The organism is Vreelandella neptunia, from assembly GCF_034479615.1.
In the GTDB taxonomy this organism is placed as follows: Bacteria; Pseudomonadota; Gammaproteobacteria; order Pseudomonadales; family Halomonadaceae; genus Vreelandella; species Vreelandella neptunia.
Window position 1 is genome coordinate 1,642,870 of sequence record NZ_CP140255.1, and the last position, 24,523, is coordinate 1,667,392.

At 55.9% G+C, this 24,523-nt stretch carries 20 protein-coding genes; 16 read left to right on the forward strand and 4 right to left on the reverse strand.

The genetic code is table 11. The features are described from left to right. The first annotated feature begins 32 nt into the window (after window positions 1–32). The 7 genes from murG to lpxC all read left to right on the forward strand — a co-directional run bounded on the left by murG (window position 33) and on the right by lpxC (window position 8,143). The gene (gene murG / locus SR894_RS07515; protein WP_133730477.1) at window positions 33–1,130 is read left to right on the forward strand and encodes an undecaprenyldiphospho-muramoylpentapeptide beta-N-acetylglucosaminyltransferase; all 1,098 of its coding nucleotides are present in this window, start codon (window positions 33–35) and stop codon (window positions 1,128–1,130) included. Window positions 1,131–1,147: 17 nt separating this feature from the next. Next, window positions 1,148–2,593, forward strand: coding sequence for a UDP-N-acetylmuramate--L-alanine ligase (gene murC, locus SR894_RS07520; protein WP_133730717.1), 1,446 nt, complete (start codon window positions 1,148–1,150; stop codon window positions 2,591–2,593). Beyond that, entirely contained in the window at window positions 2,590–3,531 is a 942-nt protein-coding gene (locus SR894_RS07525) for a D-alanine--D-alanine ligase (RefSeq protein ID WP_133730478.1), read from the forward strand. Before murC ends, SR894_RS07525 begins: the two co-directional genes overlap by 4 nt. A gap of 39 nt (window positions 3,532–3,570) precedes the next feature. Further along, window positions 3,571–4,284 (forward strand): cell division protein FtsQ/DivIB, encoded by a 714-nt coding sequence (locus tag SR894_RS07530; RefSeq protein ID WP_133730479.1) that lies wholly within the window; start codon window positions 3,571–3,573, stop codon window positions 4,282–4,284. 313 nt (window positions 4,285–4,597) lie between these two features. Next, the gene (gene ftsA, locus SR894_RS07535; protein ID WP_022523899.1) at window positions 4,598–5,887 is read left to right on the forward strand and encodes a cell division protein FtsA; all 1,290 of its coding nucleotides are present in this window, start codon (window positions 4,598–4,600) and stop codon (window positions 5,885–5,887) included. Window positions 5,888–5,921: 34 nt separating this feature from the next. Continuing rightward, entirely contained in the window at window positions 5,922–7,097 is a 1,176-nt protein-coding gene (gene ftsZ / locus SR894_RS07540; protein ID WP_133730480.1) for a cell division protein FtsZ, read from the forward strand. 134 nt (window positions 7,098–7,231) lie between these two features. Continuing rightward, window positions 7,232–8,143, forward strand: coding sequence for a UDP-3-O-acyl-N-acetylglucosamine deacetylase (lpxC, locus tag SR894_RS07545; protein WP_133730481.1), 912 nt, complete (start codon window positions 7,232–7,234; stop codon window positions 8,141–8,143). A gap of 117 nt (window positions 8,144–8,260) precedes the next feature. Here the strand turns inward: lpxC and SR894_RS07550 are convergent, their stop codons facing one another. Continuing rightward, complete coding sequence (locus tag SR894_RS07550) at window positions 8,261–8,722, reverse strand: DUF721 domain-containing protein (protein ID WP_133730482.1); 462 nt, start codon at window positions 8,720–8,722, stop codon at window positions 8,261–8,263. Window positions 8,723–8,836: 114 nt separating this feature from the next. Here SR894_RS07550 and SR894_RS07555 point away from each other — a divergent pair, with 114 nt between their 5' ends. The 4 genes from SR894_RS07555 to SR894_RS07570 all read left to right on the forward strand — a co-directional run bounded on the left by SR894_RS07555 (window position 8,837) and on the right by SR894_RS07570 (window position 14,384). Continuing rightward, window positions 8,837–9,199, forward strand: a complete 363-nt coding sequence (locus SR894_RS07555; RefSeq protein ID WP_133730483.1) for a hypothetical protein — start codon at window positions 8,837–8,839, stop codon at window positions 9,197–9,199. A gap of 89 nt (window positions 9,200–9,288) precedes the next feature. Further along, window positions 9,289–12,021, forward strand: a complete 2,733-nt coding sequence (gene secA / locus SR894_RS07560) for a preprotein translocase subunit SecA (protein ID WP_133730484.1) — start codon at window positions 9,289–9,291, stop codon at window positions 12,019–12,021. A gap of 55 nt (window positions 12,022–12,076) precedes the next feature. Continuing rightward, a complete protein-coding gene (gene argJ / locus SR894_RS07565) occupies window positions 12,077–13,306 on the forward strand; it encodes a bifunctional glutamate N-acetyltransferase/amino-acid acetyltransferase ArgJ (protein WP_133730485.1) in 1,230 nt (409 codons plus the stop codon). Window positions 13,307–13,427: 121 nt separating this feature from the next. Next, window positions 13,428–14,384 (forward strand): Nudix family hydrolase, encoded by a 957-nt coding sequence (locus SR894_RS07570; protein WP_133730486.1) that lies wholly within the window; start codon window positions 13,428–13,430, stop codon window positions 14,382–14,384. A 117-nt stretch (window positions 14,385–14,501) separates the two neighbouring features. Here SR894_RS07570 and SR894_RS07575 read toward each other — a convergent pair whose 3' ends face one another. Both SR894_RS07575 and SR894_RS07580 read right to left on the reverse strand, forming a co-directional pair. After that, window positions 14,502–15,404 (reverse strand): carbon-nitrogen hydrolase, encoded by a 903-nt coding sequence (locus SR894_RS07575; RefSeq protein WP_133730487.1) that lies wholly within the window; start codon window positions 15,402–15,404, stop codon window positions 14,502–14,504. Between the two features lie 10 nt (window positions 15,405–15,414). Further along, window positions 15,415–16,482 (reverse strand): agmatine deiminase family protein, encoded by a 1,068-nt coding sequence (locus SR894_RS07580; protein WP_133730488.1) that lies wholly within the window; start codon window positions 16,480–16,482, stop codon window positions 15,415–15,417. Window positions 16,483–16,661: 179 nt separating this feature from the next. On the opposite strand from SR894_RS07580, the gene SR894_RS07585 reads away from it, so the two are divergent. Together SR894_RS07585 and SR894_RS07590 are read left to right on the forward strand one after the other, a co-directional pair. After that, window positions 16,662–17,903 carry a lipoprotein-releasing ABC transporter permease subunit gene (locus SR894_RS07585; protein WP_133730489.1) on the forward strand — a complete coding sequence of 414 codons (1,242 nt, stop codon included), beginning with the start codon at window positions 16,662–16,664 and terminating at the stop codon, window positions 17,901–17,903. Between the two features lie 103 nt (window positions 17,904–18,006). After that, window positions 18,007–18,687, forward strand: a complete 681-nt coding sequence (locus SR894_RS07590) for an ABC transporter ATP-binding protein (protein WP_133730718.1) — start codon at window positions 18,007–18,009, stop codon at window positions 18,685–18,687. 16 nt (window positions 18,688–18,703) lie between these two features. Here the strand turns inward: SR894_RS07590 and SR894_RS07595 are convergent, their stop codons facing one another. Beyond that, window positions 18,704–19,261, reverse strand: a complete 558-nt coding sequence (locus SR894_RS07595) for a DUF2062 domain-containing protein (protein WP_133730490.1) — start codon at window positions 19,259–19,261, stop codon at window positions 18,704–18,706. 97 nt (window positions 19,262–19,358) lie between these two features. Here SR894_RS07595 and SR894_RS07600 point away from each other — a divergent pair, with 97 nt between their 5' ends. From SR894_RS07600 to lpxK, 3 genes are all read left to right on the forward strand, one after another. After that, a complete protein-coding gene (locus tag SR894_RS07600; RefSeq protein WP_223288169.1) occupies window positions 19,359–21,638 on the forward strand; it encodes a DNA internalization-related competence protein ComEC/Rec2 in 2,280 nt (759 codons plus the stop codon). A gap of 71 nt (window positions 21,639–21,709) precedes the next feature. Continuing rightward, a complete protein-coding gene (gene msbA, locus SR894_RS07605) occupies window positions 21,710–23,446 on the forward strand; it encodes a lipid A export permease/ATP-binding protein MsbA (RefSeq protein ID WP_133730492.1) in 1,737 nt (578 codons plus the stop codon). 38 nt (window positions 23,447–23,484) lie between these two features. Then, the gene (gene lpxK / locus SR894_RS07610) at window positions 23,485–24,513 is read left to right on the forward strand and encodes a tetraacyldisaccharide 4'-kinase (RefSeq protein ID WP_133730493.1); all 1,029 of its coding nucleotides are present in this window, start codon (window positions 23,485–23,487) and stop codon (window positions 24,511–24,513) included. The last annotated feature ends 10 nt before the right edge of the window (window positions 24,514–24,523 follow it).

The following is a 24,523-nucleotide window of genomic DNA, read 5'->3' on the forward strand; positions in this document are numbered from 1 at the left end:
GCTATGCCGCTTGGTGTTATCAGGAGTTTGATGTGACGACTAACGTTAGCCGACGAGTACTGATTATGGCGGGGGGCACCGGCGGCCACGTGTTCCCAGCCTTGTCACTCGCCAACGCTTTGCAGGAACACCAGGTCGACGTTGAGTGGTTGGGTAGCCCTAGAGGAATTGAAAACCGCTTGGTGCCTGAAGCGGGGATTAAATTACATACAATTGCGGTTAGCGGGCTGCGCGGCAATGGCTTGACGGGCTGGCTAAAAGCACCGCTAAACCTTAGCCGTGCGGTACTGCAGGCGCGTGCGGTTATTCGCGATTTCAAGCCTCATGTGGTGGTCGGCTTGGGTGGCTTTGCCAGTGGTCCTGGCGGGTTAGCCGCTTGGCTGACGCGCGTTCCTTTAGTAATCCATGAGCAGAACGCCGTGGCTGGCCTGACCAATCGCGTGCTGTCGCGGCTTGCCAAGCGTACCTATGCCGCTTTCCCCGAGGCTTTTGGGGCGCGTGCCGACGTCATTGGCAACCCAGTGCGTGACGATATCGCTGCTTTAGGGAACATGCCAAGAGATGCGGAGAGCCTCTCTGCAAGGCCTCTGCGTTTGCTGGTGGTTGGAGGCTCGCTCGGCGCTGTCGCCCTTAACGAGCGCTTGGCCCCTGCGTTGGCAGCTCTGCCCATTGATCGGCGACCCCAGGTGCGCCATCAGGCGGGTAAAGACCGTGAAAAAACCACTGCTGAAAATTATCAGCAGCACGGCGTGAGTGCCGAGGTTTGCCCTTTTATTGACGATATGGCCGCTGCCTACGAGTGGGCCGACTTAGTGGTGTGTCGCTCAGGTGCCCTGACTGTCGCGGAGTTGGCAGCTGCGGCCAAGCCTGCGCTGCTAGTGCCTTTCCCCTTTGCAGTTGATGACCATCAGCGGATCAACGCCCAGGTGCTAGTCAAAGCGGGAGCGGCAAAGTGTGTGGTTCAGTCTGAGCTCACCGTTGAGCGGTTAAGTGAATTTTTAAATCAATTGCTCGTCCCGAACACCCTGGCTGCGATGGCGGCGAATGCGCGCCAGGCCGCCCATTTAGACGCCACGAAGCGCTTGGCTGAAGGGTGTTTGGCGATGGTGCCGTTAGGAGACTCTGCGTGATCGATTCAGACAAAACCATGACACCCTCACGTTCTGCCGCTGGCCCCGGCATGCGCCGAATTCGGCGACTCCATTTTGTCGGCATTGGTGGCGCAGGGATGTGCGGTATTGCGGAGGTGCTGGCCAATCAGGGCTACACCGTTAGCGGCAGTGATGTGAAAACCTCCTCGGTGGTGGAGCGATTACGTCAATGTGGGGTCAATGTGGCGATCGGTCATGCGGAAGCCAATGTGGAAGGCGCTGATGTGGTGGTGGTGTCCAGTGCCATTGATGAAACCAATCCAGAGATACGCTGGGCCCATGAGCATCGTGTACCGGTGGTACGTCGGGCTGAAATGCTCGCTGAGCTAATGCGTTTTCGTCACGGCATCGCCGTAGCCGGCACCCATGGCAAAACCACCACGACCAGCTTAACGGCAACCCTGCTGGCCGAAGGAGGGCTTGATCCCACTTTTGTGATTGGCGGGAAATTAACCAGTGCCGGTGCTAATGCACGCTTAGGCGAGGGCGATTACTTGGTTGCCGAAGCCGATGAGTCGGACGCCTCCTTTTTGCACTTACAGCCGATGGTATCGATTGTCACCAATATCGATGCTGACCATATGGCAACCTATGGGGGCGACTTTGAGCGGTTAAAAAGCACCTTTATCGAATTTCTACACAACTTGCCGTTTTATGGCTTGGCTGTGCTATGTATCGATGACCCCCATGTGCGCGTGCTTTGTGAGCAGGTGAAGCGGCAGTTCGTGACCTATGGGTTTGATAGCGATGCCGATTACCGGATTGTTGATTTTGCCCAGCGTGGTGGTGAAGTGTCGTTCACTGCGCTACGCCCTGGTGGCGCTGCGCCGTTAGATGTCCGCTTGGCCATGCCGGGTCGCCACAATGCTTTAAACGCCATGGCGGCGATTGTAGTGGCTACCGATTCGGGCGTGAGTGATAGCGCTATTCTAAGCGGTCTGGCAGGTTTTGCTGGGGTTGGTCGACGTTTCCAGGTGCATGGTCATTTCCCGGCACCTCAAGGGGGGGATGACATCATGCTGGTGGATGATTATGGCCACCATCCCCGTGAAGTTGACATGGTCATTCAGGCGATTCGCGCCGGATGGCCGGATCGTCGCCTGGTTATGCTTTATCAGCCCCATCGTTACAGCCGTACCCGCGACTTATACGAAGATTTTGTCAGGGTGCTTTCTCAAGTCGATACGCTGGTGCTGCTCGATGTATACAGTGCCGGTGAAGCGGTTATTCCTGGTGCCGAAGGAAGAACCTTGGCGGGTTCTATTCGTCAACGTGGTGACGTCGACCCACTATTTGTCGAACATAAACACGAACTACCTGCGCTGTTAACCAACGTATTGCGCCCAGGTGATATTTTAATAACCCAGGGTGCTGGTGATGTGGGGGGGATTTCCCTTCGCTTGGCCCAGGCACAGTTAGCGATGAGCGAGGTGGATCTGTGAGTGTTGACATAGCAACCCCCCAGTCTCTTGAAAAAGTCGTTGTCGTTTACGGTGGCACCTCCGCTGAACGCGAGGTATCGCTGAAAAGCGGTGCGGCGGTGCTTGAGGCGCTACAACGCAAAGGTGTCAATGCCTGCGGCTATGATCCCCGTGACAAAGGCCTAGTAGGGTTGGAGCAACTTGCTCCCTCCCTGGTGTTTGTGGCTCTGCATGGCCGCGGTGGGGAGGACGGCACGCTACAGGGGGCGCTAGAGCTGCTCGACATTCGCTATACCGGCAGTGGGGTGCTTGCTTCGGCCCTGGGCATGGATAAGCAGCGCACCAAGCAGGTGTGGAGTGCGGTTGGGCTACCCACCCCTGAAAGTATTATGTTAGAGGCAACGTCGGAGTGGTCAACGGTGGTCGAGCAACTTGGCTTGCCGTTGATTGTGAAGCCTGTGCATGAGGGCTCGACGCTGGGTATTAGCATCGTTAAAAATCAGGCCGCGCTTGAGGCGGCCTATCATGAGGCCGCCCAGTTCGACGCCCGCGTGATGGCGGAGCGTTTTGTGGTGGGTGAAGAGTATACCGTTGCGCTGCTAGGTGATCGGGTGTTACCGGCGATTCGTGTTGAAGTGCCTGGCGGTTTCTACGACTACGAAGCCAAATATATCGCTAATACTACCCAGTACCATTTGCCCTGTGGCTTGTCGGCACAGCATGAGGCTGAGCTTGCATTGCTCTGCCAGCAGGCGTTTGCCGCTATTGGTGGCGCAGGGTGGGGTCGGGTTGATGTCATGCGTGATAGTGAAGGGCGTTTTTGGCTACTGGAGGTCAACACGGTGCCTGGTATGACCGATCATAGTTTGGTTCCTCAAGCGGCGGCTCATGCGGGCATTGGCTTTGATGATCTAGTGCTGCAAATACTCAACACCGCAGGCGAGCAGTTTACAGCATGAGTAACAACTTATTTAAAAGCGCCTTTTTAAAAGTGCCTTATGAAAAGGCGTAACGCTTGGTTGGGAATTCTACTGCTGGCGCTACTTATGGGCGCTGGCGGACGGGCGCTTTGGCTGTGGCTAGATCGTCCGATTGAGCGGGTATCTATTCGCGGTGAATGGGAGTACGTAAGCGCCGACTACCTGCGTACTCAGTTGGCGCCACTGGTCGTCGATGCTACTTGGCTGTCAGCAGATTTGGGTGAATTGCGCGACCGTGCTCTACAGGTGGGCTGGTTGAATGAAGTGCGCATTTCCCGTGAGTGGCCGAATGCGCTGGTGTTTGAGCTGGTTGAGCAGCAGCCTGTCGCACGCTGGAATGATGACTTCTTGCTGAACCCTGAAGGCGAGCCATTCGCTTTTGCGCCATTATCACCACCCGCCGGCTTGCCCGATCTCGCTGGCCCTGCTGGCAGCAGTGAAGAAGTGTTGGACTATTACCATCGGTTAAAACTTCACTTTGAACAGTTATCGTTGAGCCTTACTCAACTTCGTTTAGAGCCGCGTGGTGCCTGGCGGCTGCAATTAAACGATGGTGCTTGGGTGATGTTAGGCCGGCGTCAGCATGAAGTACGCTTGGCAAGGTTGTCGGCTTCATGGCAACGGGAGTTGTCGTCTCTTGGGGATCAGATTCGCTATATTGATCTGCGCTACCCTAATGGTGTTGCCGTTGCGTGGCATGGAGAAAGTGAATTTGCTGTGCAAGATGAGTAACACTCCTATTACTTTATGCAAATAAGGTGTAAAAGTGAGTGGTTGCCATCGTTGAAAAGGCCAATAATCGGCTTTAAATTGCTTCCCAAGCCTATTATTGTGGGTATGTACTAGTCGTATTGCGACTATTGTTTCTATACTATGGGCTGGGTGCGGGTTAAATAGTTTTTAATTTCGACTATTGGCAGTTAGCGATTGTCTGAAAAACAGCACTGAGTATTTTGGGTAGCACGCTTTCAATGTTAAGCGTTGGTTTAAGCGCAGCCCTATTTATATTTACTTTTAACAATGACGCAAGGAGATTTCCCGACTCATGGCAGGCTCACCCAACGCATCCAATATGGTGGTCGGGCTGGACATTGGAACGTCCAAGGTCGTCGCGATAGTCGGTCAACCTACCGATGATGGCGGAATTGAAATTGCAGGTATTGGTTCGCATCCTTCGCGTGGTATGAAGCGTGGCGTGGTAATCAATATTGAATCAACGGTACAGTCTATTCAGCGCGCCGTTGAAGAAGCAGAATTAATGGCCGGTTGTGATATTCACTCGGTATACGTTGGCGTGGCAGGCAGCCACATTAGTTCAATGAACTCGGACGGCGTTGTAGCCATAAAAGAGCGTGAGGTAACGCCCTCCGATATTGAAAGGGTGATTGACTCCGCAAGGGCGCGCGCTATTTCAGAAGGCCAGCGAGTGCTGCATGTGCTGCCTCAAGAATTCTCGATTGATGCCCAGGGTGGCATTCGTGAGCCGCTTGGCATGTCCGGTGTGCGCTTGGAAGCGCAGGTTCACTTAGTGACAGCTGCATTAAACGCGGTGCAAAATATTGAGAAGTGTGTGCGCCGCTGCGGTCTTGAAGTTGATGCTATTATCTTAGAGCAGCTCGCCTCAAGTATGGCCGTGCTGACTGAAGATGAGCGTGAACTGGGCGTCTGTATGGTCGATATTGGTGGCGGAACCACTGATATGGCTATTTTCAGCGAAGGCGCCATACGCCATACGGCGGTGATTCCTATTGCCGGGGATCAAGTCACTAACGATATCGCCATGGCGTTGCGAACACCCACGCAGCACGCTGAAGAGATCAAAGTTAAATACGCTTGCGCGCTAACCCATTTAGCCGCCAGCGATGAAATGATTAAAGTACCTAGCGTAGGTGATCGTCCAGCGCGTGATCTATCGCGTCAAGCGCTCGCTGAAGTGGTAGAGCCTCGCTACGAAGAGCTATTTACGCTAGTGAGAGACGAATTGCGCCGTAGTGGCTATGAAGACATGGTGGCTGCTGGGATAGTGCTCACCGGCGGTACCTCGCGTATGGAAGGGGTTAGCGAATTGGCAGAAGAGATTTTCCATATGCCCGTTCGTATCGCATGTCCGCAGAATGTGAGAGGTTTGGCGGACGTCGTTTGTAACCCCATTTATGCGACGGGCGTTGGTCTGCTGCATTATGCCTTGCAGGAAACGCGTCATGGGCAAGGTCTAAGAAGCCACGGGGGAGTGGTTGCAGCCCATAAGGGACGCAACGAGCTTGCCCGGCGTGATATCAAGGAAGACCATTCGGCGCTGGCAAGAATTAAAGGCTGGTTCAAAGGAAATTTCTGACAGGGCCGCAAGCGCGGTTCAGGAGACGGGGCTTATGTTCGAATTGGTAGATAACGCACCCTCGAGCAGTGCGGTCATCAAAGTGGTTGGCGTTGGCGGCGGTGGCGGCAACGCTGTTAACCACATGGTCGAAAGCAATATTGAAGGCGTTGAGTTTATCTGCGCCAACACGGACGCCCAGGCGCTGAAACGCTGTGCAGCGAAGACGGTATTGCAATTGGGTAGCGAAATCACTAAGGGATTAGGCGCAGGTGCCAATCCCGACGTGGGTCGTCAGGCGGCAATGGAAGACCGCGAACGCATTGCGGAATTGCTGGTCGGTGCTGATATGGTCTTCATCACTGCCGGTATGGGCGGTGGTACGGGGACCGGAGGCGCTCCAGTTGTTGCACAGGTCGCCAAAGAACTGGGGATCCTCACCGTTGCGGTAGTGACGCGCCCCTTCCCCTTTGAAGGGCCAAAGCGTATGCGCGCTGCTGAAGAGGGTATGAAAGAGCTCTCCGAGCACGTTGATTCGTTGATCACTATCCCCAATGAAAAACTGCTTTCCGTGCTGGGCAAGAATGCCACGTTACTGACGGCCTTCAGTGCAGCGAACGATGTGCTGCTGGGCGCTGTTCAGGGTATCGCAGAGCTGATCACCAGCCCGGGTATCATCAACGTCGACTTTGCTGATGTGCGCACCGTTATGTCTGAAATGGGCATGGCGATGATGGGTACCGGTGGTGCCACGGGCGAAAATCGTGCTCGCGAAGCCGCCGAGAAAGCGATCCGCAGCCCGCTGCTGGAAGATATCGATCTTCACGGCGCGCGCGGTATCTTGGTCAACATCACTGCGGGCCCCGATTTATCGATCGGCGAGTTCAACGATGTGGGCGCTACCGTTCAGGAGTTTGCGTCTCCGGATGCCACCATCGTCGTCGGCACCTCCATTGATATGGAAATGTCCGACGAGCTACGTGTCACCGTTGTCGCTGCTGGCTTGGATGGGCAAAAACCAAAGGCGGCCGCGCGTGAGCCTGCCCGCCGGTCAGCTGCGGAGTCATCCGATTACCGCAAATTGCAGCAGCCTACGGTGATGCGTCAGCAGGCAACTGCTCGCGCTGAAGCACCCGAAGCGACTGCAAAACCGCGTCCTGAAAAGCGCCGCGCTTCCGAAGCGGATGACTATCTGGACATACCCGCGTTTCTACGCCGCCAGGCGGATTGATTCTCGATACCAGGCTCATTGCAACAACGAGCGAGCGTTTTATTGGCTAAAACGCTCGTTTGCTGTTAAAGTGAACACTGTTTGATAACTTTTCCCCTGCGGTTATTACCGTCATTAGAGCTCGGCTACTATCCATGATCAGACAACGCACCCTACAAAACGTCATTCGCGCCACAGGAGTGGGCCTGCATTCTGGCAAAAAAGTCCACCTAGCTCTGCGTCCGGCGCCGGCCAATACTGGGATTGTGTTTGTCAGAACCGATTTGGATCCCGTTGTGCACGTTCCTGCCCGGGCAGAATTGGTTGAAGACACCAAACTATGCACGGCTCTTGTTTTAAACGGGGTTAAAGTAGCCACCGTTGAGCATCTGATGTCTGCCTTTGCTGGGCTGGGTATCGATAACGCCTATGTGGACGTCAGCGAACCTGAAGTGCCTATTATGGATGGTAGCGCGAGCCCATTTGTGTTTTTGATTCAGTCGGCGGGTATTTTGGAGCAGGATGCGGCAAAGAAATTTATTCGTATCAAGCACCGCGTAGCGGTGACCGATGGCGATAAAGAAGCGGTTTTCTTACCCCATCAAGGGTTCAAGGTCTCCTTTGCAATTGACTTTGATCATCCTGTTTTTGAGCAGCAGAAGCAGACCGCGTTGATCGATTTCTCGACTACGTCCTTCGTTAAAGAAGTTTCCCGTGCACGTACTTTCGGATTTATGCGCGACTTAGAGTTTTTGCGCTCTAATAATCTGGCGCTCGGCGGAAGTTTAGATAACGCCATTGTGGTGGATGATTACCGCATCGTTAATGAAGGCGGGCTGCGTTACGAAGATGAGTTTGTTAAGCACAAAGTATTGGATGCTATCGGTGACTTGTACCAGCTGGGTTATAGCTTGATCGGCGAGTTCCGTGGGGTAAAGTCGGGGCACGCTCTCAATAATCAGCTCTGCCGCGAATTGATGGCGCAGCCCGATGCCTATGAGATTGTCACCTTTGAAGAGGAAAAAGCGGTTGCGCCGATCTCTTATGCCGCACCTGCAATGGCGTGATTTAGCTAGCTTCGCTTTTTAATATTAGCGTTTTTTATTACTTTTTTGGTTTATAAAGCATCGCTTAGGCGGTGCTTTATGCATTTAAGAGCAGGGCGATTTGGCTGGTAAGCCATGTTACTTGGTCGGCCGAGCATGAGATGCAAGCCGTTCCAAGGCACGTTTTAGCGCTGGATCGGCGGTGTCCTCAGCGCACTCGGAAAGGGTTTTGCCTGCGTCGGCCGACAGACTGCGCGTGTTACGCTTGGGTGCCACAAGAGGACGCACAGGGCGTACCTTAAAGGTAAAGCCGCTGACCCCTTCAAAGCCGGGCAGTTGATGGAGCAGTTCTAATAGGCGTCGTTGTTCAAAGCGTAACCACGTCAGCCAGCTCGCCTGGCCGCTAATCAGGGTTAAACGACCTTCGCTAAAGCCCCCCACAAAAATATGCTCCCGCATCTCTTCGGGCAAATGGGCGCGCAGGTGTCGTTGGGCCTGATCGATGAGACGAGACAGCCGCATTAATTGATTAATATCGCTCGACTTCGATAGCAAGCGGGCGATGGGCTGGGCGTGCGAACGCTTAACCTTTATACTCATACGCTTAATTCCCAGGGTGCTGCTGTTTTAGGCACCACCACGACTAATGACGTCGGCCACCTTCGCCGATGGCTGATTAGTTAACTTTACCACGCTCAGGAGCCGGTCTACAGCATGTCACCTACGCTTGATGTTCAATCAGCTTTGCCGCGGCGCCAGCGCCGTTACGGTTTAGCGCGTTGGTGGCTGGCCGGCCTGTTAGTGAGCTGCCTTTTACCCGCCAGTTTAAGCCCTACAGATGCATTCCGTGGTGGCGAGCGTAGCGTTACTATCTGTTTCTGGGTGCCGGCGATTTTGCGTGCGCAGTCCCACTGGGTCGCCAAACGACGGCGTGCCCTGCAACGTTGGGCGAAAAGCCCTCAGCGCTTTGCCCCTGTACGGCGTCTATGTCACTGGCTAGCCCCGATGGCTGTGCTGGTTGCCGCGCGGGATGTCTTGACCCAGCGCGGCCCGCCTTCCAGCCAAGCCTGTCGTTAATACATCTACTTTGTGCATGCTGCACAGATAAGCAGCATGTACTGAAAGGGCAACGTCCGCTGGGACGCTCGTGAATATTTGGATATTTCATGCTTAATAATTTATTACGTAAAGTCGTGGGTTCTAAAAACGACCGCGATGTCAAACGCATGCACAAGAATGTGCCGCAGATTAACGCCTTGGAAACAGAGCTTGAGGCAATTAGCGATTCTGAGCTGCAAGGCAAAACCGCCGAGCTGCGCCAGCGCTTAGAAGCCGGCGAGTCGCTTGATTCGCTGTTAGCGCCCGCCTTTGCGATCGTGCGAGAAGCCAGTAAGCGTGTTATGGGTATGCGTCACTTCGATGTGCAGATGGTAGGGGGCATGACCCTGCACCGTGGCCGCATCGCTGAAATGAAGACCGGTGAGGGTAAAACCCTGGTGGCGACACTGGCGGTGTACCTGAATGCGTTGCCGGGTAAAGGGGTACACGTGGTCACGGTGAACGACTACTTGGCCCGCCGTGATGCCGAATGGATGCGTCCGCTGTATGAGTTCCTAGGCTTGTCTATTGGCGTCATTTTCTCCGGTCAGTCGGGCGAAGAGAAGCGTCACGCGTACCAGTGCGATATTACCTATGGCACCAACAACGAGTTCGGCTTCGATTATCTGCGCGATAACATGGCGTTCTCGTTAGAAGATAAAGTCCAGCGCGGCCTGCATTATGCGATTGTCGATGAAGTTGACTCGATTCTTATCGATGAAGCGCGTACGCCACTGATTATTTCCGGCGCGGTAGATGAGAATACCGACCTCTATAAAGTCGTTAATCAACTTGCCCAGCAGCTTGAAAAAGGCGAAGAAATTGAAGATGAGGAGGCCACGGTCGTCGGTGACTTCTTGGTCGATGAGAAGCAGAAGCAGGTAGAGTTAACTGAGCAGGGACATAATAAAGTTGAAGAGTTGATGCGCGCTGAAGGCTTATTAGGCGACGAAGAGTCGCTGTATGCCGCGCAAAACCTTAACTTGCTTCAGCATATGCACTCGGCGCTGCGCGCCCGCTATCTCTATCATCGTGATGTCGACTACATCGTCTCTGAAGGTCAGGTGGTGATCGTCGACGAGCACACCGGTCGCTCTATGCCAGGGCGCCGCTGGTCGGAAGGCTTACACCAGGCCGTTGAGGCCAAAGAGGGCGTCACGGTGCAGCGCGAAAGCCAGACGCTCGCCTCAACGACGTTCCAGAACTACTTCCGCCTGTATGAAAAACTCGCCGGAATGACCGGTACGGCGGATACTGAAGCCTTTGAGTTTCGGCAAATTTACGGTCTTGACGTGGTGGTTATTCCCACCAACCGTCCATTGGCCCGTAAAGACCTCAACGATCTGGTGTATTTGAGCGCTGAGGAGAAGTACGAAGCGATCATCAAGGATGTCAAAACCGAGACCGAAGCCGGGCGTCCGGTGCTGGTGGGTACAGCGTCTATTGAGACATCCGAGTACCTTGCCAAGCTGATGCGCGAGGCGGGCTTGACGTTCAGCGTACTGAATGCCAAACAGCACCAGAGTGAAGCCGAAATTATTGCTCAGGCAGGCCGCCCAGGGGCGATTACGATCGCTACCAATATGGCCGGTCGTGGCACCGATATCGTTCTAGGCGGTAACTGGGAAGCCGAAGTTGCCAAGCTGCAAAACCCCAGTCAAGAGCAGGTTGAAGCGTTAAAAGTCGAGTGGCAAGCGCGTCACGATGGCGTTCTCGCCGCTGGCGGCCTGCATGTGGTGGGTTCTGAGCGCCACGAGTCCCGGCGTATCGACAACCAGCTGCGTGGCCGTGCTGGGCGTCAGGGCGACCCTGGCTCGACACGGTTCTTCTTGTCGCTTGAAGATAGCCTGATGCGCCTGTTTGGCTCTGACCGCGTCAAACGCTTGATGCAGGCATTGGGTCTTGAGCATGGCGAAGCGATTGAGCATAAGATGGTCTCGAACGCCGTTGAGCGTGCCCAGAAGAAAGTCGAAGGGCGTAACTTCGATATTCGTAAACAGCTGCTTGAGTACGATGACGTTGCCAACGATCAGCGCCGGGTGATCTACGACCAGCGCAATGAGATTCTGGCCGCGGACGACGTGGCTGATGCTGTCATTGGTATCCGCGAAGAGGTGATGGAGACGGCTATCAGCGACTACGTGCCGCCCCAAAGCCTGCCCGAACAGTGGGATCTGCCCGGCTTGGAAGCCCACCTGAAGACGGAGTTCAACCTTGACGCGCCGGTGGTTAAATGGGCCGCCGAGGATGATCGCTTTAGTGAAGAGCAGCTGCGTGAACGGCTGCAGACGATGCACCGCGAAGCCTATGCAGCCAAGATCGAGGCGGCTGGCGAGAAGTTGATTCGTCGCTTTGAGAAGCAGGTCATGCTGCAAGTGCTAGACACACGTTGGAAAGAGCACCTGCAGTCGATGGATCATCTGCGTCGCGGTATCCACCTGCGTGGCTATGCTCAGAAAAACCCCAAGCAAGAGTACAAACGTGAATCCTTTGAACTCTTCCAGCATCTGTTAGAGCACATTAAAGCTGATGTGACGCGCATTCTGAGCCACGTGCAGGTTCGTCAGCCTGAGGAAGTTGATGCTCTTGAGCAACAGCGCCGCGAGGCGCTGGCCCGGGAAACCGCCACAGCGGCTAGCCGTCATGACGCTCCGGCCCAGGAGCAGTCCGAAACCGAGCAGGAGGCGCCTAGTGTCGATGGTCGCCCTGTGCGCCGGGAAGGCCCGAAAGTGGGCCGCAACGACCCCTGTTTTTGCGGCTCGGGTAAAAAGTATAAGCAGTGCTGTGGAAAACTAAGCTAACGGCGCCCGTTTTTGAGACGGTCTGTGAAACGGTCTTTGCCTTAAGGAGAAAATCATGGCGGTTGGAAACACTCCCTTTCCAGAGTTGCCACCCCTAGAAGGGGTGCGCCTGGGGGTTGCAATGGCGGGTATCAAGAAGCCAGATCGCCGTGATGTGGTGGTGATTGAACTGCCCGAGACCGCGACGGTGTCAGGAGTCTTTACCCGTAATGCGTTCTGCGCAGCCCCCGTTTTGGTGGCCAAGCAACACCTAGAACAGTGCCGCGCAGAAAACCGTTCACCTCGCTTTTGGCTAATCAACACTGGCAATGCTAACGCAGGTACGGGTGAAGCAGGTTTGCGTGACGCAAGGGCTAGCTGTGCAGAACTGGCTAAACAAGCCGGTGTATCTGAGCAGGACGTTCTGCCGTTTTCAACTGGCGTCATTGGCGAGCCGCTGCCGATGGAGCGTCTGCTTGCGGGATTGGCACCGGCGCTTGAAAGTCTGGCCAGCGACAGCGTTGCCTGGGAACATGCGGGTCAAGGCATTTTAACCACCGATACTCGCGCCAAAGGTGCCAGTGTCGCGGTTGAAATAGGCAATCAGCAGGTAACGATTAACGGCATCACTAAAGGGTCTGGCATGATCAAGCCCAATATGGCGACCATGCTGGGTTTTGTGGTGACCGATGCAACTATTGAAGCGCCGCTGCTGGATCGACTGCTACGTGAAACCGTCGATCGCTCGTTTAACTGCATTACGGTGGACAGCGATACCTCCACCAATGACGCCTGTATGTTAGCGGCAACCGGCACTGGTCCTAGCATCGTCGATGATGAGCAAATAGCCGTTTTCAGCAACGCCTTGCAGCGAGTAATGACCGAACTGGCGCAGGCGATTATTCGCGACGGCGAGGGCGCGACGAAATTCGTAACCCTTCAGGTCGATGAGGCGAAAAGCCGTCAAGAGGCGCTTGACGTGGCCTTTACTGTTGCGCATTCACCGCTAGTCAAAACAGCGCTTTACGCTTCAGATGCTAATTGGGGACGTATTTTGGCCGCGGTAGGACGAGCGCCTGTAAGCGACTTTGATGTCAACCGTGTGGTGATTGATTTAGGCGATGTACGTCTAGTTGAAAATGGCGGGCGTGCTGCAGGCTATACCGAAGCGGCAGGCAGCGCCGTCATGGCCCAGTCAGAAATTACCATTCGCATTAACTTGGGGCGCGGCGAGGAAAGTGCCACGGTATGGACTTCCGACCTCTCCCATGACTATGTGTCTATTAACGCGGATTACCGCAGCTAGTCAGTCTCCCCCTATACGGGGCGTTGGTTGGCAGGGGTAGTGGGCACACGCAGCGAGATAGCACCGATGCCCTTAGCATTGGTGCGCGCAGTGGATAAAGACGTAACGAGTATATGAGTCTATGAGCATAAAGGTAAAACGACGGGTTCACGTCGCAGCGGCAGCGATTATCAGCGCCGATCAACAGCAAGTACTGATCGCTCGTCGGCCATCGAACGTCGATCATGGCGGACTTTGGGAGTTTCCTGGCGGGAAACTGGCTCCCTATGAAACCGGTCTTGAAGGGTTAAAGCGTGAGCTGCACGAAGAGCTAGGCGTTGAGATTGTTTGTGCTCAGCCGTTGATTCGCGTCCACCATGAGTACCCCGACAAGCATATCCTGCTCGATGTATGGCAGGTGCATGAGTTTGCTGGCGAGCCCTTTGGTCGTGAAGGGCAGGCGGTGCGCTGGGTGCCCATGAGTGAGCTCTCCAACTACCCCTTCCCAGCGGCTAATTTGCCGATTCTGCGAGCGGTAAGGTTGCCTACCGAGTATTTAATTACCGGGGAAGAGTTGGATGAGGCGCGTTTCGATGCGTTTTTGGAACGCGCGCTGCGTGAAGACAAGATTCGTCTGGTACAGCTGCGCGCCAAGCAGTTGGATGAATCGGCTTATCTGGCCCGTGCCCAGCGTGCATTAACTCTGTGTCGAGAGCACGGTGCGCGACTGCTGCTCAATGGAGAGCCAACGCTGCTTGATCACATTGACGCCGATGGCATTCATCTGACCAGCGAGCGGTTGATGCAGCTTGAGCGTCGTCCGATTGCCGAAAGCAAGTGGTTGTCGGCATCGACCCACAATCAAACGCAGCTGACCCAGGCGGCGGTGTTAGGCTGTGATTTTGTTAGCCTTTCGCCGCTGCGCACCACGCCGTCACACCCGGAAGTATTCCCGCTCGGCTGGCATGATTTCCAGCAGTTGGTAGAGCGCGCAGGCATGCCAGTATTCGCACTGGGCGGTATGACGCGCTTTGATGCCAATCATGCCCGTGCCGTGGGTGCTCAAGGGATTGCCTCGATCCGCGATTTCTGGAAATAACACACTAAACCAGAACGCATAAAGAGCGTTATGCAATGAAAAACGCCTGCCTCGGCATTTAGCCAAGGCAGGCGTTTTTTTTGTTTTTATCTTTTAGCTAAAGCTAAGCCAAGCCTACTAGTCGCGGTAGCGGCGAGTCAGATCCCCATAAGCGTCCACACGACGATCGCGCAGGTAAGGCCAGATACGGCGGGTATTTTCACTGCGCGCCATATCAAGCTCAACGACTAACTGCTCGGTCGCTTCCCCCGCATGGGCCAATAGCTCACCTTGCGGCCCACAGACAAAACTACCCCCCCAGAACTGAATGCCATCGCCGACTCCAGAGTGATCCGCTTCAAAACCAACCCGATTGGCCACTAGCACAGGCAAACCGTTGGCCACGCCGTGGGCGCGCTGAATCACTGTCCAGGCATCTTTTTGGCGGTTCTTTTCTTCACCGTCGTCATTGGGATCCCAGCCGATTGCCGTGGGGTAGAGCAGTAAATCGGCACCGGCTAACGCCATAAGCCGGGCGGCTTCGGGATACCACTGATCCCAGCAGACCAAGACGCCGAGGCGACCCACGGATGTTTCGATCGGGGTAAAGCCCTCTCCGCGAGCGCTGTCATGATCACCTGGTGTGAAGTAAAACTTCTCATAAAATCCAGGATCATCAGGAATGTGCATCTTGCGATACTGGCCGACGCGACCTTTGGCGCGGTCATAGACCACGGCGGTATTGTGGTAGAGCCCCGGCGCGCGGCGCTCAAATAGCGAGCCGACCAGGACAATGTCCAGCTCTTTAGCGAGCGCCGCCAGACGTTGGCCGGTCGGGCCGTCGAGGGGCTCCGCCAGATCAAATAGGGCAGGGTCTTCAAATTGGCAGAAGTAGTGGGTGGCGTGCAGTTCTTGCAGCAGTACTAACTGCGCGCCTTGTGTAGCGGCGCTACGGATACCTTCTTCGCTTGCTGACAGGCTTTGGGCTTTGTCTGGCCACGCGGGTTGCTGCACAACAGCGACGGTTAGCGTTGTCGACATGGTGACTCCTCTAGCAAATAGCGGTCGTGGCAGGCGTGCCCCGGGCAAGCGTGCCTTTTGGCAGCTGCATGGTTAAACAGTGCAGGCTGCCATGTTGGCGAATAACGCTTACACACTCAATCGGAATTAGCGTGTGCTCGGGAAAAGCAACCGCTAGCGCGCTCAGTGCGGTGACATCCGCCGGATCGCCGTAGGTAGGCACCAGTACGGCCTGATTGATGATCAGGAAATTCGCGTAGGTGGCGGGCAGGCGGTGGCCATCTTCCGGGTCAAAGCAGGCTTGGGGCCAAGGCAGCGGAATAAGCCGGTAGGGTTCGCCATTGCGTTGCCGGAAAGCCTGCAGCTCTTGCTCCATCGCCGCCAGGGCCGGGTAGTGCGGGTCGTTGGGGTCGTCACAACGCACATAGGCGATGGTAGTTGGGTTGCAGAAGCGAGCCAGGGTATCAATATGGCTGTCGGTGTCGTCGCCCTCTAAATGGCCGTTAGCAAGCCATAAAACACGGTCAACGCCGAAGTCCTCGCCAAGTTGCGCTTCTACCTCTGCTCGAGAGAGAGTGGGGTTGCGATTGGGGTTAAGCAGGCATGCTTCAGTGGTGAGCAGGGTGCCTTCACCGTCGGTTTCTATACCACCACCTTCCAGTACCAGGTTACGAGAGGCCACCGGGCATGCCCAAGCGCCTGCATCAGCAAGCCACTGGGTGAGGCGATTATCGTGCTCAGCAGGAAATTTCCCACCCCAGCCGGTGAAAATGTAATCGAGCATCACTAATTGGCCATCTTCATCGACCACGCTGATCGGACCATGATCCCGCGCCCAGGTATCGTCGGTGGGTGCGACAATAAGCTGCAGGCGTTCAGCGGGCACAGCGTAGGCGTGAAAAGTATCGGCCAAGCGCTGTTTGGTTAGTTCGTCTGGCACGCAAATCAACACGCGCTGATAGCGCGCGGTGGCAATCACAATGCGTTCGAGAGTGGCTTCGATACGGGCAAGCAGAGGCGCCCAATCGCCTTCTGGGCGTGGCCAGGTCAGTTGTATCCCATCTTGGGGATACCATTCGGGTAGCAAACGATACGTCATTAAAGCGCAGCCCCACGGTCAGCAGTAAATCGGCGCAATGTAGGGCGTGGCGGAGCAAGTTGCAAGCGTAACGTTTTTATTCTGAACGCTCACGGCGAAGGCCGCTCTAATGGCCGTTTGAACATGCAGAGAGACTAAAAAAACCGTACCATGAGCGCTTATTGATAAGGAATGACGCCATGCTTGATCGTTTGCCTTTTCTGGTGGGGCTGCGCTACGTGCGCGCTAAACGCCGGAACCACTTTATTTCGTTTATTTCGCTCACCTCGATGTTGGGGCTAATGCTTGGGGTCGCCGTACTTATTTTGGTGCTGTCGGTGATGAACGGCTTCGACCATGAGCTGCGCACGCGTATTTTGGGCATGGTGCCTCACGCTAAAATTGAGTCCCGAGTAGGCATGGTGGAGTGGGAGACATTAGCCGAAGAGTTGATGCAGCGCGAGCGGGTCATTGGTGCGGCGCCTTACGTTGAGCAGCAGGGTATGTTCTCCGTGGGTGGACGTAATCAGGGGGCCATGGTCAACGGTATCAACCCGGAGTGGGAAGACCGAGTGTCGATCATTGGTGAGCATATGCGCCAAGGTGAATTGACCGATCTGGTGCCCGGTGAGTGGCATGTGGTGCTGGGCTCAATGCTGGCACGCAACCTGGGCGTTGGCGTGGGCGATCGAGTGACGCTGCTGGTGCCTGAAGCATCGATTACCCCTGCGGGGGTCTTTCCGCGCTTAAAACGCTTTACCGTTAGCGGTATTTTTAGCGTCGGTGCCGAACTAGACGCTAATTTGGCTTACGCCAATATTGAAGATATGCAGACCCTGGCGCGCCTGGGTGATGCGGTTGGCGGGCTGCGTCTACAGCTGGATGATCTGTTTGCCGCCAGTAGCGAGACCCAGGCGATTCTCAATGAGCTTGGCCCGGAGTATCGGGGTAGCGACTGGACGTTCTCTCAAGGCAATCTTTTCCAGGCGATACAGATGGAAAAGCGCATGATCGCGCTGCTGTTGACGGTGATTATCGCCGTGGCGGCGTTTAATATCGTCTCGACGCTGGTCATGGTCGTCACCGATAAACGCGCGGATATCGCCATTCTGCGGACGATCGGTGCTAAACCGAGCTCGATTATGGGGATTTTTATTGTTCAGGGCATGGCCATCGGCTTTATCGGTATCGCCATTGGGGTAGCCGTGGGTGTGGTGCTGGCGCTGACCATTGCCGATCTGATTGGCTGGGTGGAAGGAACGCTGGGGATCCAGTTCTTGGATGCTGGGGTCTACTTTATTAGCGACCTTCCTTCTCGCCTGCAGTGGAATGATGTCAGTCGTATCGTTTTGGCCGCCTTTGGTCTGACGTTCCTGTCGACACTTTATCCCGCTTGGCGGGCGGCAAAAGTTCAGCCGGCGGATGTGCTGCGCTATGAATAACGGCTTCAGGAACAAGGATGACACGATGTCTATGAATTCGACGGCTATAAATTCTAAGCCCATCAATACTGGGCCCATCAATACTGGGCAAGAGGCGGCGGTAATGCTCGATTGTCAGTCGTTGACACGAACCTACAGCGAAGGCCCCCAGGATCTGACGGTACTGGACAAGCTCAATTTGCAGGTGCGCGCCGGGGAGCGGGTGGCCATCGTGGGCAGCTCGGGTTCGGGGAAGACAACACTACTAAATCTGCTGGGCGGTCTTGATCGCCCTAGTGAAGGCCGTGTGATTATTGCCGGTGAGCCGCTATCAGGGTTGAATGAAGCGGCGCTTGGCAGCTTTCGTAATCGCTACATCGGATTTGTGTATCAATTCCACCATCTGTTGGCGGAATTCACTGCACTCGAAAATGCGGCGTTACCGCTAATTATTCGCGGTCAGTCGAAAAAGGCGGCCGAGCAGCGGGCTATGCAGATACTCGAGCGGGTAGGCATGCAGCCGCGGGCGGATCATAAGCCGGGTGAGCTTTCCGGCGGGGAGCGTCAGCGCGTGGCCATCGCCCGGGCGCTGGTCACCGATCCTAGCCTGGTGCTGATGGATGAGCCCACGGGCAATCTGGATCAAACCACGGCGGCGACTATTTTGGCACTAATGGATGAACTGGCCAAAGAGAGCGCCTGTGCGTTCGTGATTGTGACCCATGACGTTAGCCTGGCGGCCCATCAAGACCGCGTGCTTAAACTGGATGCGGGTAAGTTGGTCGAGCAGGCCCCGGCGCTTTAACCGTCGGGATCATTCATTAAACCTTATCGTCAAATTCAGCTTCTATCTGCACACGCCGCTGCCGACGTATCTGGCGGCGGCGTTTCCAGTTATGGGAGACGTGCCAGCGCCAGATCAAGCGAATGCCAATATTGACCACAATCGCTAATATGAGCGCTGTTACCAACGAGCCGACGATCAGCGGCGGCATAATGTCGTGCATCTGTTCGGCGATCCAGCGAGTTGAAATACGCGAGGGGGCCTCCCGTACAGGGGCGCCGAGCAGAAAGGTGCCAATCCAGTAGTTGCCGTAAAAAATCAGTGGCATCGTTAATGGATTAGTAATCCATACCAAGCCCACAGAGAGGGCTAAATTGCAGCGTGTTAGGCGCGCACCCAGCGCGGCAACGACCATCTGAAAGGGGATGGGCAGCATCGCGCAAAACACGCCCACGCTGAATGCATTGGCAACGCTTCGGCGAGTTAAAAGCCACAAACCCGGGTCTGCAATCAGCGGTGCCATAAAGCGTAGCGAGCGCTGTTTCCTGATAGTGTCGGGTTTGGGCATGTAGCGCTGCAGGAATCTGCGCGGCATGACGGATACTCTTGCCTATCGATGTGGCTCATTATCCATATCGAGCTGCCTTTCGGCTATGCTAGGCCATCAATGAAGCGTCAGCAGAGAGGGTTCTATGCGGTTAGGTGTTGCCATGCCAGCGGCGCTTGCGGCACTCGCAGGGGGGATGTTTGCCTGGTATTGCCACACCGCAGGGGTGACTCCAAACGCATTTGGCTGGGTGTTGGTAGCCGCGTTGCTGGGAATGGGGTGGCGCCCACGCATAGGTATATGGCTGCTAATCGGCGCTTGGGTCTTTATTAGCGTACAAGGTGAATGGGGGAGTCGCTTACCGGCGGGTCTAAGCGGAGAAGATATTGCCATTGAAGCAACCGTGTTGACCGCCCAGCCGGTGGGTAACGCCACGCGTCTGCTGTTAAACGTTGATAAATGCCAAAGCTCTGCAAATAGTCCGGTACAACGCCCCAGCTGTTCCTCGCTCGCTAAGGTGCGCATAACCGCTTATAGCGATGAGCGATTTAAGCCCGGAGAGCGGTGGCAAATGACGCTGGGCTTGCGTCCTCCAAGTGGCTTTGCCAACCCTGATACCTTCGATTATGAGCAGTGGCTGTGGCGTGAGGGAATCCATGCCACCGGCTACCTGCGCCAGGAGCCAGCGCCAGTTCGGCTCTCGTCTGCTGATCCCTCGTTGCGCCAGCTAGCGCTGGATTTTTTAGCCCGTCAGCCGCTCGACGAGCGAACCAAGCGCTGGCTGGCCGCATTGACGTTAGGCGATAGCGAACAGCTTACCCAAGACGACTGGTCGCTACTGAATGCCACCGGCACCACGCATCTGGTGGTAATTTCAGGCTTGCATGTCGGGCTGGTGGCCTCATTTGTACTGCTGCTAGCCAAGTCAGTCGCTCGGTTTGCAACGCCCACCAACTGGCGTATGCGCACCTGGCCGTGGTGGTTGGCAGCGCTAGCCTGTGTCAGTTACGCCACCCTTGCCGGGATGGCGCCGCCGGCTATGCGGGCGATGGTGATGACATTGATCGGGCTGTGGGTGCTGAGTGGCCGGCATGCGCCAGGGGCTTGGCAGGGCTGGTGGCTGGCACTCGGGGTGGTACTTATAGTCGATCCGCTAGCGCTATGGCGACCTGGCATGTGGCTGTCGTTTGTGGCGGTGGCATGGCTGATTATTATTTGGCAGGGGCGGCAGCGCCCTCAAGGGATAAAGGGTTGGTGCTGGGCGCTGGTGAGATCGCAACTGCTGCTGGCCCCGCTAATGGCTGCCGCCGTATTGGTGGCCTTTGGGCGAGTGGCCCCCGCCGCTCCATTGATCAATTTAGCCGCCGTACCCTGGGTGAGCTCGGTAATGGTGCCAACGGCGTTGCTGGGGTGGCTGCTGTCACCTATTCCCATGGTGGGAGAGATGGTGTGGCAGCTGTTTGAGCAGGCGCTGAGCGTTTTTCACCTGTTGCTGACGTTTGCTGTGCAGCGTTGGCCACTATGGGAACCTGATCGGTCGTTAGCATATCCGCTTGCCTGTGGATTGCTACTATTGTCGTTATGCTGGGGGCTGCCTGCCGTGCTACCAAGTTTACGCCTGGGAGCCACCACGCTGATCGTTGCGCTGCCCTGGTGGTCGCTTCCGCCATCGATTCCCCCCAATGCACTCAGAGTCAGCGTCCATGACGTGGGGCAGGGGCAGTTGATAGAGCTGCGTAGCGAACATTATCGCCTGCTCTACGACACCGGCCCGCGCTTTCGTAGTGGCTTTATGCCCTTGGAGACCTTGTGGTCGCCGGGCCAGCAGTTTGATCAAGTGATCGTCAGCCACGCTGATAATGACCATGCGGGTGGTATTGAGGCATTGTTAGCCGACCACGGGGTCAGCCAGTGGATGACTCCTGCGGGGGAGGCGCTGCCAGTTGCCGGTATTGCTTGTCAGCGTGGGCAAACATGGCAGCGTGACGGGGTGAGTTACCGTATTCTCTGGCCGCCCGCGGGTGATAACGATTTATCTGCCAACGACCGCTCCTGCGTGCTAGAGGTAAGCGTTGGTGAACAGCGACTGGTGATTACCGGAGATGTGGCCACTGAAGTAGAGCGTCGCTTTCTGCGTGAGGTGGAGCTGCCTGTCCGAGTTTTGGTGGCAGGGCACCATGGTAGCGGCACCAGCTCGGGTATCCAGTTCGTACGTTCCATCGCTCCTGAGCATGTAATATTTAGCGCCGGGCGGAGTAATGCGTTTCAACATCCGGTGGATGCCGTCGTGCGCCGTTTTCGCCAGCAGGGCAGCTGTCTATGGAGCACGGCCCATGACGGCGCACTGCGTTTTTGGCTAAACGCCGCCCAGCCCATCCAGATCGAAACGACGCGACCAGTGCCAGGAAGACGCAACCAGTGTTGAAGCGCGTCGCCATCAGGTAGAATTCCCCGCACTGCATACTATGGGCCCTAGGGTCTAGGCTAGGAGCGCGTGTGACTGATTCAGGTTGGGGTATTTATAAGCGGTTGTTGGGCTATGTGAAACCGCATTGGCGGGCTTTTGCGCTAGCGATAGTGGGCTTTGTGGTTTACGCCGCATCGAGTACGGCGCTTGCGGAAATGATGAAGCGCTTGATTGATGGCATTCAAAACCCAGATGCAGCGTTTCGGCTATTTCTACCGCTGTTTGTGATTATTATGTTCTCCGCTCGGGGGGTAGGTACTTTTTTAAGCACCTACTTCATGGCCTATGTGGGTCGCTACGTGATTCATACCCTACGTTGCGACGTATTTGCTCATCTACTCCATCTGCCAGGCTGGTTTTTTGACCATCACTCCAGCGGTCAACTGGTATCGCGGGTGACCTACCACGTTGAGCAAGTCGCTGGGGCGGCGACCAAAGCGGTGACGATTATTCTCCGTGAAGGGCTATTCGTCGTCGGCCTGGTGCTCTATCTGCTCTGGACTAACTGGATGCTAACGCTGCTATTTTTGGGCGTGACGCCGATCATTGCCGTGGTGGTGAGCTACGTCAGCAAGCGCTTTAGGCGCATTTCAAAACGCATTCAGCACTCCATGGGCGATGTCACCCACATTGCCTCGGAAGCGCTGTCGGGCTACCGGGTAGTGCGCACCCACGGCGCTGAGCCGTATGAAAAACAGCGCTTTGAGCGGGTAAGCGAAGAGAATCGCCGCCAAAGTATGAAAGAAGCCATGACCCGTGCGGTCAGTTCCCCTGTGATTCTAATGTTGGTGGCCATCTCCATGGCGCTACTGGTTTGGCTGGCCATGGCACCCTCGCTGATGGAGAACATGACGCCTGGTGAGTTTGTGGCCTTTATTACCGCGGCTGCTCTGATGATCAAGCCGGTACGTCAACTGACCGAGATTAACGGTGAAATTCAGAAAGGCCTGGCGGCCGCGTCAGAGCTTTTCGGGTTGCTGGATATGACCCCTGAAGAGGATAGTGGCAAACACATCGCCAGCCGTTTAAGCGGCGATGTCGTGATCGATCATGTTAGCTTCCGCTACGCCGACGACCAGCCTGAAGTTCTGCACGATATTAATCTACGCATAGCGCCGGGCGAGCTGGTGGCGATAGTCGGGCGTTCGGGGAGCGGCAAGTCCACTCTGGTCAGTTTGCTGCCGCGTTTTTACTGCCCCACCCAAGGCAGTATTACTATCGATGGCATTAATGTTGACGAATACGCGCTTGGCCCACTGCGCCAGCAGATTGCCCTGGTGTCGCAGCAGGTAACGCTATTTAACGCCTCGATTGCCGATAATATTGCTTACGGGGTGGCCAACCCTGATCCCCAGGCTGTTCAGGCTGCGGCTGAAGCCGCCTATGCCCATGAGTTTATCGATAAGCTCCCTAATGGTTATGCCACCACCGTGGGTGAAAATGGCGTGATGCTCTCGGGCGGCCAACGCCAGCGGCTGGCGATTGCCCGGGCGATCTTCAAGGATGCGCCGCTACTGGTGCTGGATGAGGCCACTTCCGCGTTGGATACTGAATCCGAGCGCTATATTCAAAAAGCCCTTGAGCGAGTCTGTGAGGGGCGCACCACGCTGGTCATCGCCCACCGCCTCTCCACCATCGAGCGGGCTGATCGAATTGTGGTGATGGATCAGGGACGTATTATCGAAGAGGGCTCGCATCAGGCATTGCTGGAAGCCGATGGCGCCTACGCAGCGCTACATCAGCTGCAGTTTCAAGAAGCGCCATGAGGCTATCAATATGAGCATTTTGATATGAGCCGATTGTGATGAGCTCTGCCAAGACAACGCTGTCAGAGCGCTGGCTACGGGGCGCTTACCAGGGCAGCCGCTGGCTATCGCCGCTGAGGCCGTTAGGGGCGCTGTACCAGTGGGCCATGGCGCGGCGGGAGCGGGAGTACTCTAGTGGCAAAAAAGTCACATGGAGGGCGCCGGTGCCGGTTATCGTGGTAGGCAATATCACCTTGGGAGGGACGGGTAAATCGCCGCTGGTGGCGTGGCTAGCTGGTTGGCTGGTGGCCCAAGGCTGGACGCCAGGTATCGTTAGCCGCGGCTATGGCGGAAAAGCGCCCAGTTACCCGCTACTGGTCACTGCTGACACTAACGTTGCCGAAAGCGGTGATGAGCCGCTGATGCTGGCTCAGCAGACGGGAGTGCCGGTGGTCGCAGATCCTAATCGTGTGCGCGGCGTTCAGGCACTGGTAGAAAAGGGCTGCGATATTATCTTGAGCGACGACGGTTTGCAGCACTTGGCGCTGGATCGAGATATTGAGTTGGTGGTTGTGGATGGTGCCCGTGGATTGGGCAACGGGCGCTGCCTGCCCGCAGGGCCGCTGCGCGAGTCGCCCAGCCGGTTGCAGCGTGTTGACGCGGTGATCGTCAACGGCGAATCACAGCCCTCTCTGCCGCTTACTCCGTCTATTCTGCAGTCAGCCACCACTATGCAGCTGGCGCCGCTATGCTGGCGCCGCCTTGATGACGGCGCACGTTTTCCGCTTGCGCCACTGCCGTTTACGCTGCCGGTGCACGCGGTGGCAGGTATCGGGCATCCCGAGCGTTTTTTTCGTACACTCTCCGCGTTGGGTGTTGAGGGCGAGTGCCACCCGTTGGCCGATCACCAGCACTTTAGTGCGGACGCGCTAAGCTTTGCAGATACCCGCCCAGTGATTATGACCGCTAAAGATGCCGTTAAGTGTTACGCCCTGGCCCCGCCTAACAGTTGGGTATTAGATGTGGAGGCAACCCTTCCACCCGAATTTGAGCACTGGCTGGCAGCGCGGCTGTCGGCACTTTCCTAAAGGAGATACG

Excerpts from the sequence above, each read along its gene's own strand:
- ftsZ (WP_133730480.1), top strand. The coding sequence starts at position 5,922 with ATGTTCGAATTGGTAGATAACGCACCCTCGAGCAGTGCGGTCATCAAA.
- SR894_RS07590 (WP_133730718.1), top strand. The coding sequence starts at position 18,007 with ATGCTCGATTGTCAGTCGTTGACACGAACCTACAGCGAAGGCCCCCAG.
- SR894_RS07570 (WP_133730486.1), top strand. The coding sequence starts at position 13,428 with ATGAGCATAAAGGTAAAACGACGGGTTCACGTCGCAGCGGCAGCGATT.
- murC (WP_133730717.1), top strand. The coding sequence starts at position 1,148 with ATGACACCCTCACGTTCTGCCGCTGGCCCCGGCATGCGCCGAATTCGG.
- SR894_RS07550 (WP_133730482.1), bottom strand. The coding sequence starts at position 8,722 with ATGAGTATAAAGGTTAAGCGTTCGCACGCCCAGCCCATCGCCCGCTTG.
- SR894_RS07595 (WP_133730490.1), bottom strand. The coding sequence starts at position 19,261 with ATGCCGCGCAGATTCCTGCAGCGCTACATGCCCAAACCCGACACTATC.
- ftsA (WP_022523899.1), top strand. The coding sequence starts at position 4,598 with ATGGCAGGCTCACCCAACGCATCCAATATGGTGGTCGGGCTGGACATT.
- argJ (WP_133730485.1), top strand. The coding sequence starts at position 12,077 with ATGGCGGTTGGAAACACTCCCTTTCCAGAGTTGCCACCCCTAGAAGGG.
- SR894_RS07580 (WP_133730488.1), bottom strand. The coding sequence starts at position 16,482 with ATGACGTATCGTTTGCTACCCGAATGGTATCCCCAAGATGGGATACAA.
- lpxC (WP_133730481.1), top strand. The coding sequence starts at position 7,232 with ATGATCAGACAACGCACCCTACAAAACGTCATTCGCGCCACAGGAGTG.
- SR894_RS07530 (WP_133730479.1), top strand. The coding sequence starts at position 3,571 with ATGAAAAGGCGTAACGCTTGGTTGGGAATTCTACTGCTGGCGCTACTT.
- SR894_RS07585 (WP_133730489.1), top strand. The coding sequence starts at position 16,662 with ATGCTTGATCGTTTGCCTTTTCTGGTGGGGCTGCGCTACGTGCGCGCT.
- secA (WP_133730484.1), top strand. The coding sequence starts at position 9,289 with ATGCTTAATAATTTATTACGTAAAGTCGTGGGTTCTAAAAACGACCGC.
- SR894_RS07600 (WP_223288169.1), top strand. The coding sequence starts at position 19,359 with ATGCGGTTAGGTGTTGCCATGCCAGCGGCGCTTGCGGCACTCGCAGGG.
- SR894_RS07575 (WP_133730487.1), bottom strand. The coding sequence starts at position 15,404 with ATGTCGACAACGCTAACCGTCGCTGTTGTGCAGCAACCCGCGTGGCCA.
- lpxK (WP_133730493.1), top strand. The coding sequence starts at position 23,485 with ATGAGCTCTGCCAAGACAACGCTGTCAGAGCGCTGGCTACGGGGCGCT.
- SR894_RS07555 (WP_133730483.1), top strand. The coding sequence starts at position 8,837 with ATGTCACCTACGCTTGATGTTCAATCAGCTTTGCCGCGGCGCCAGCGC.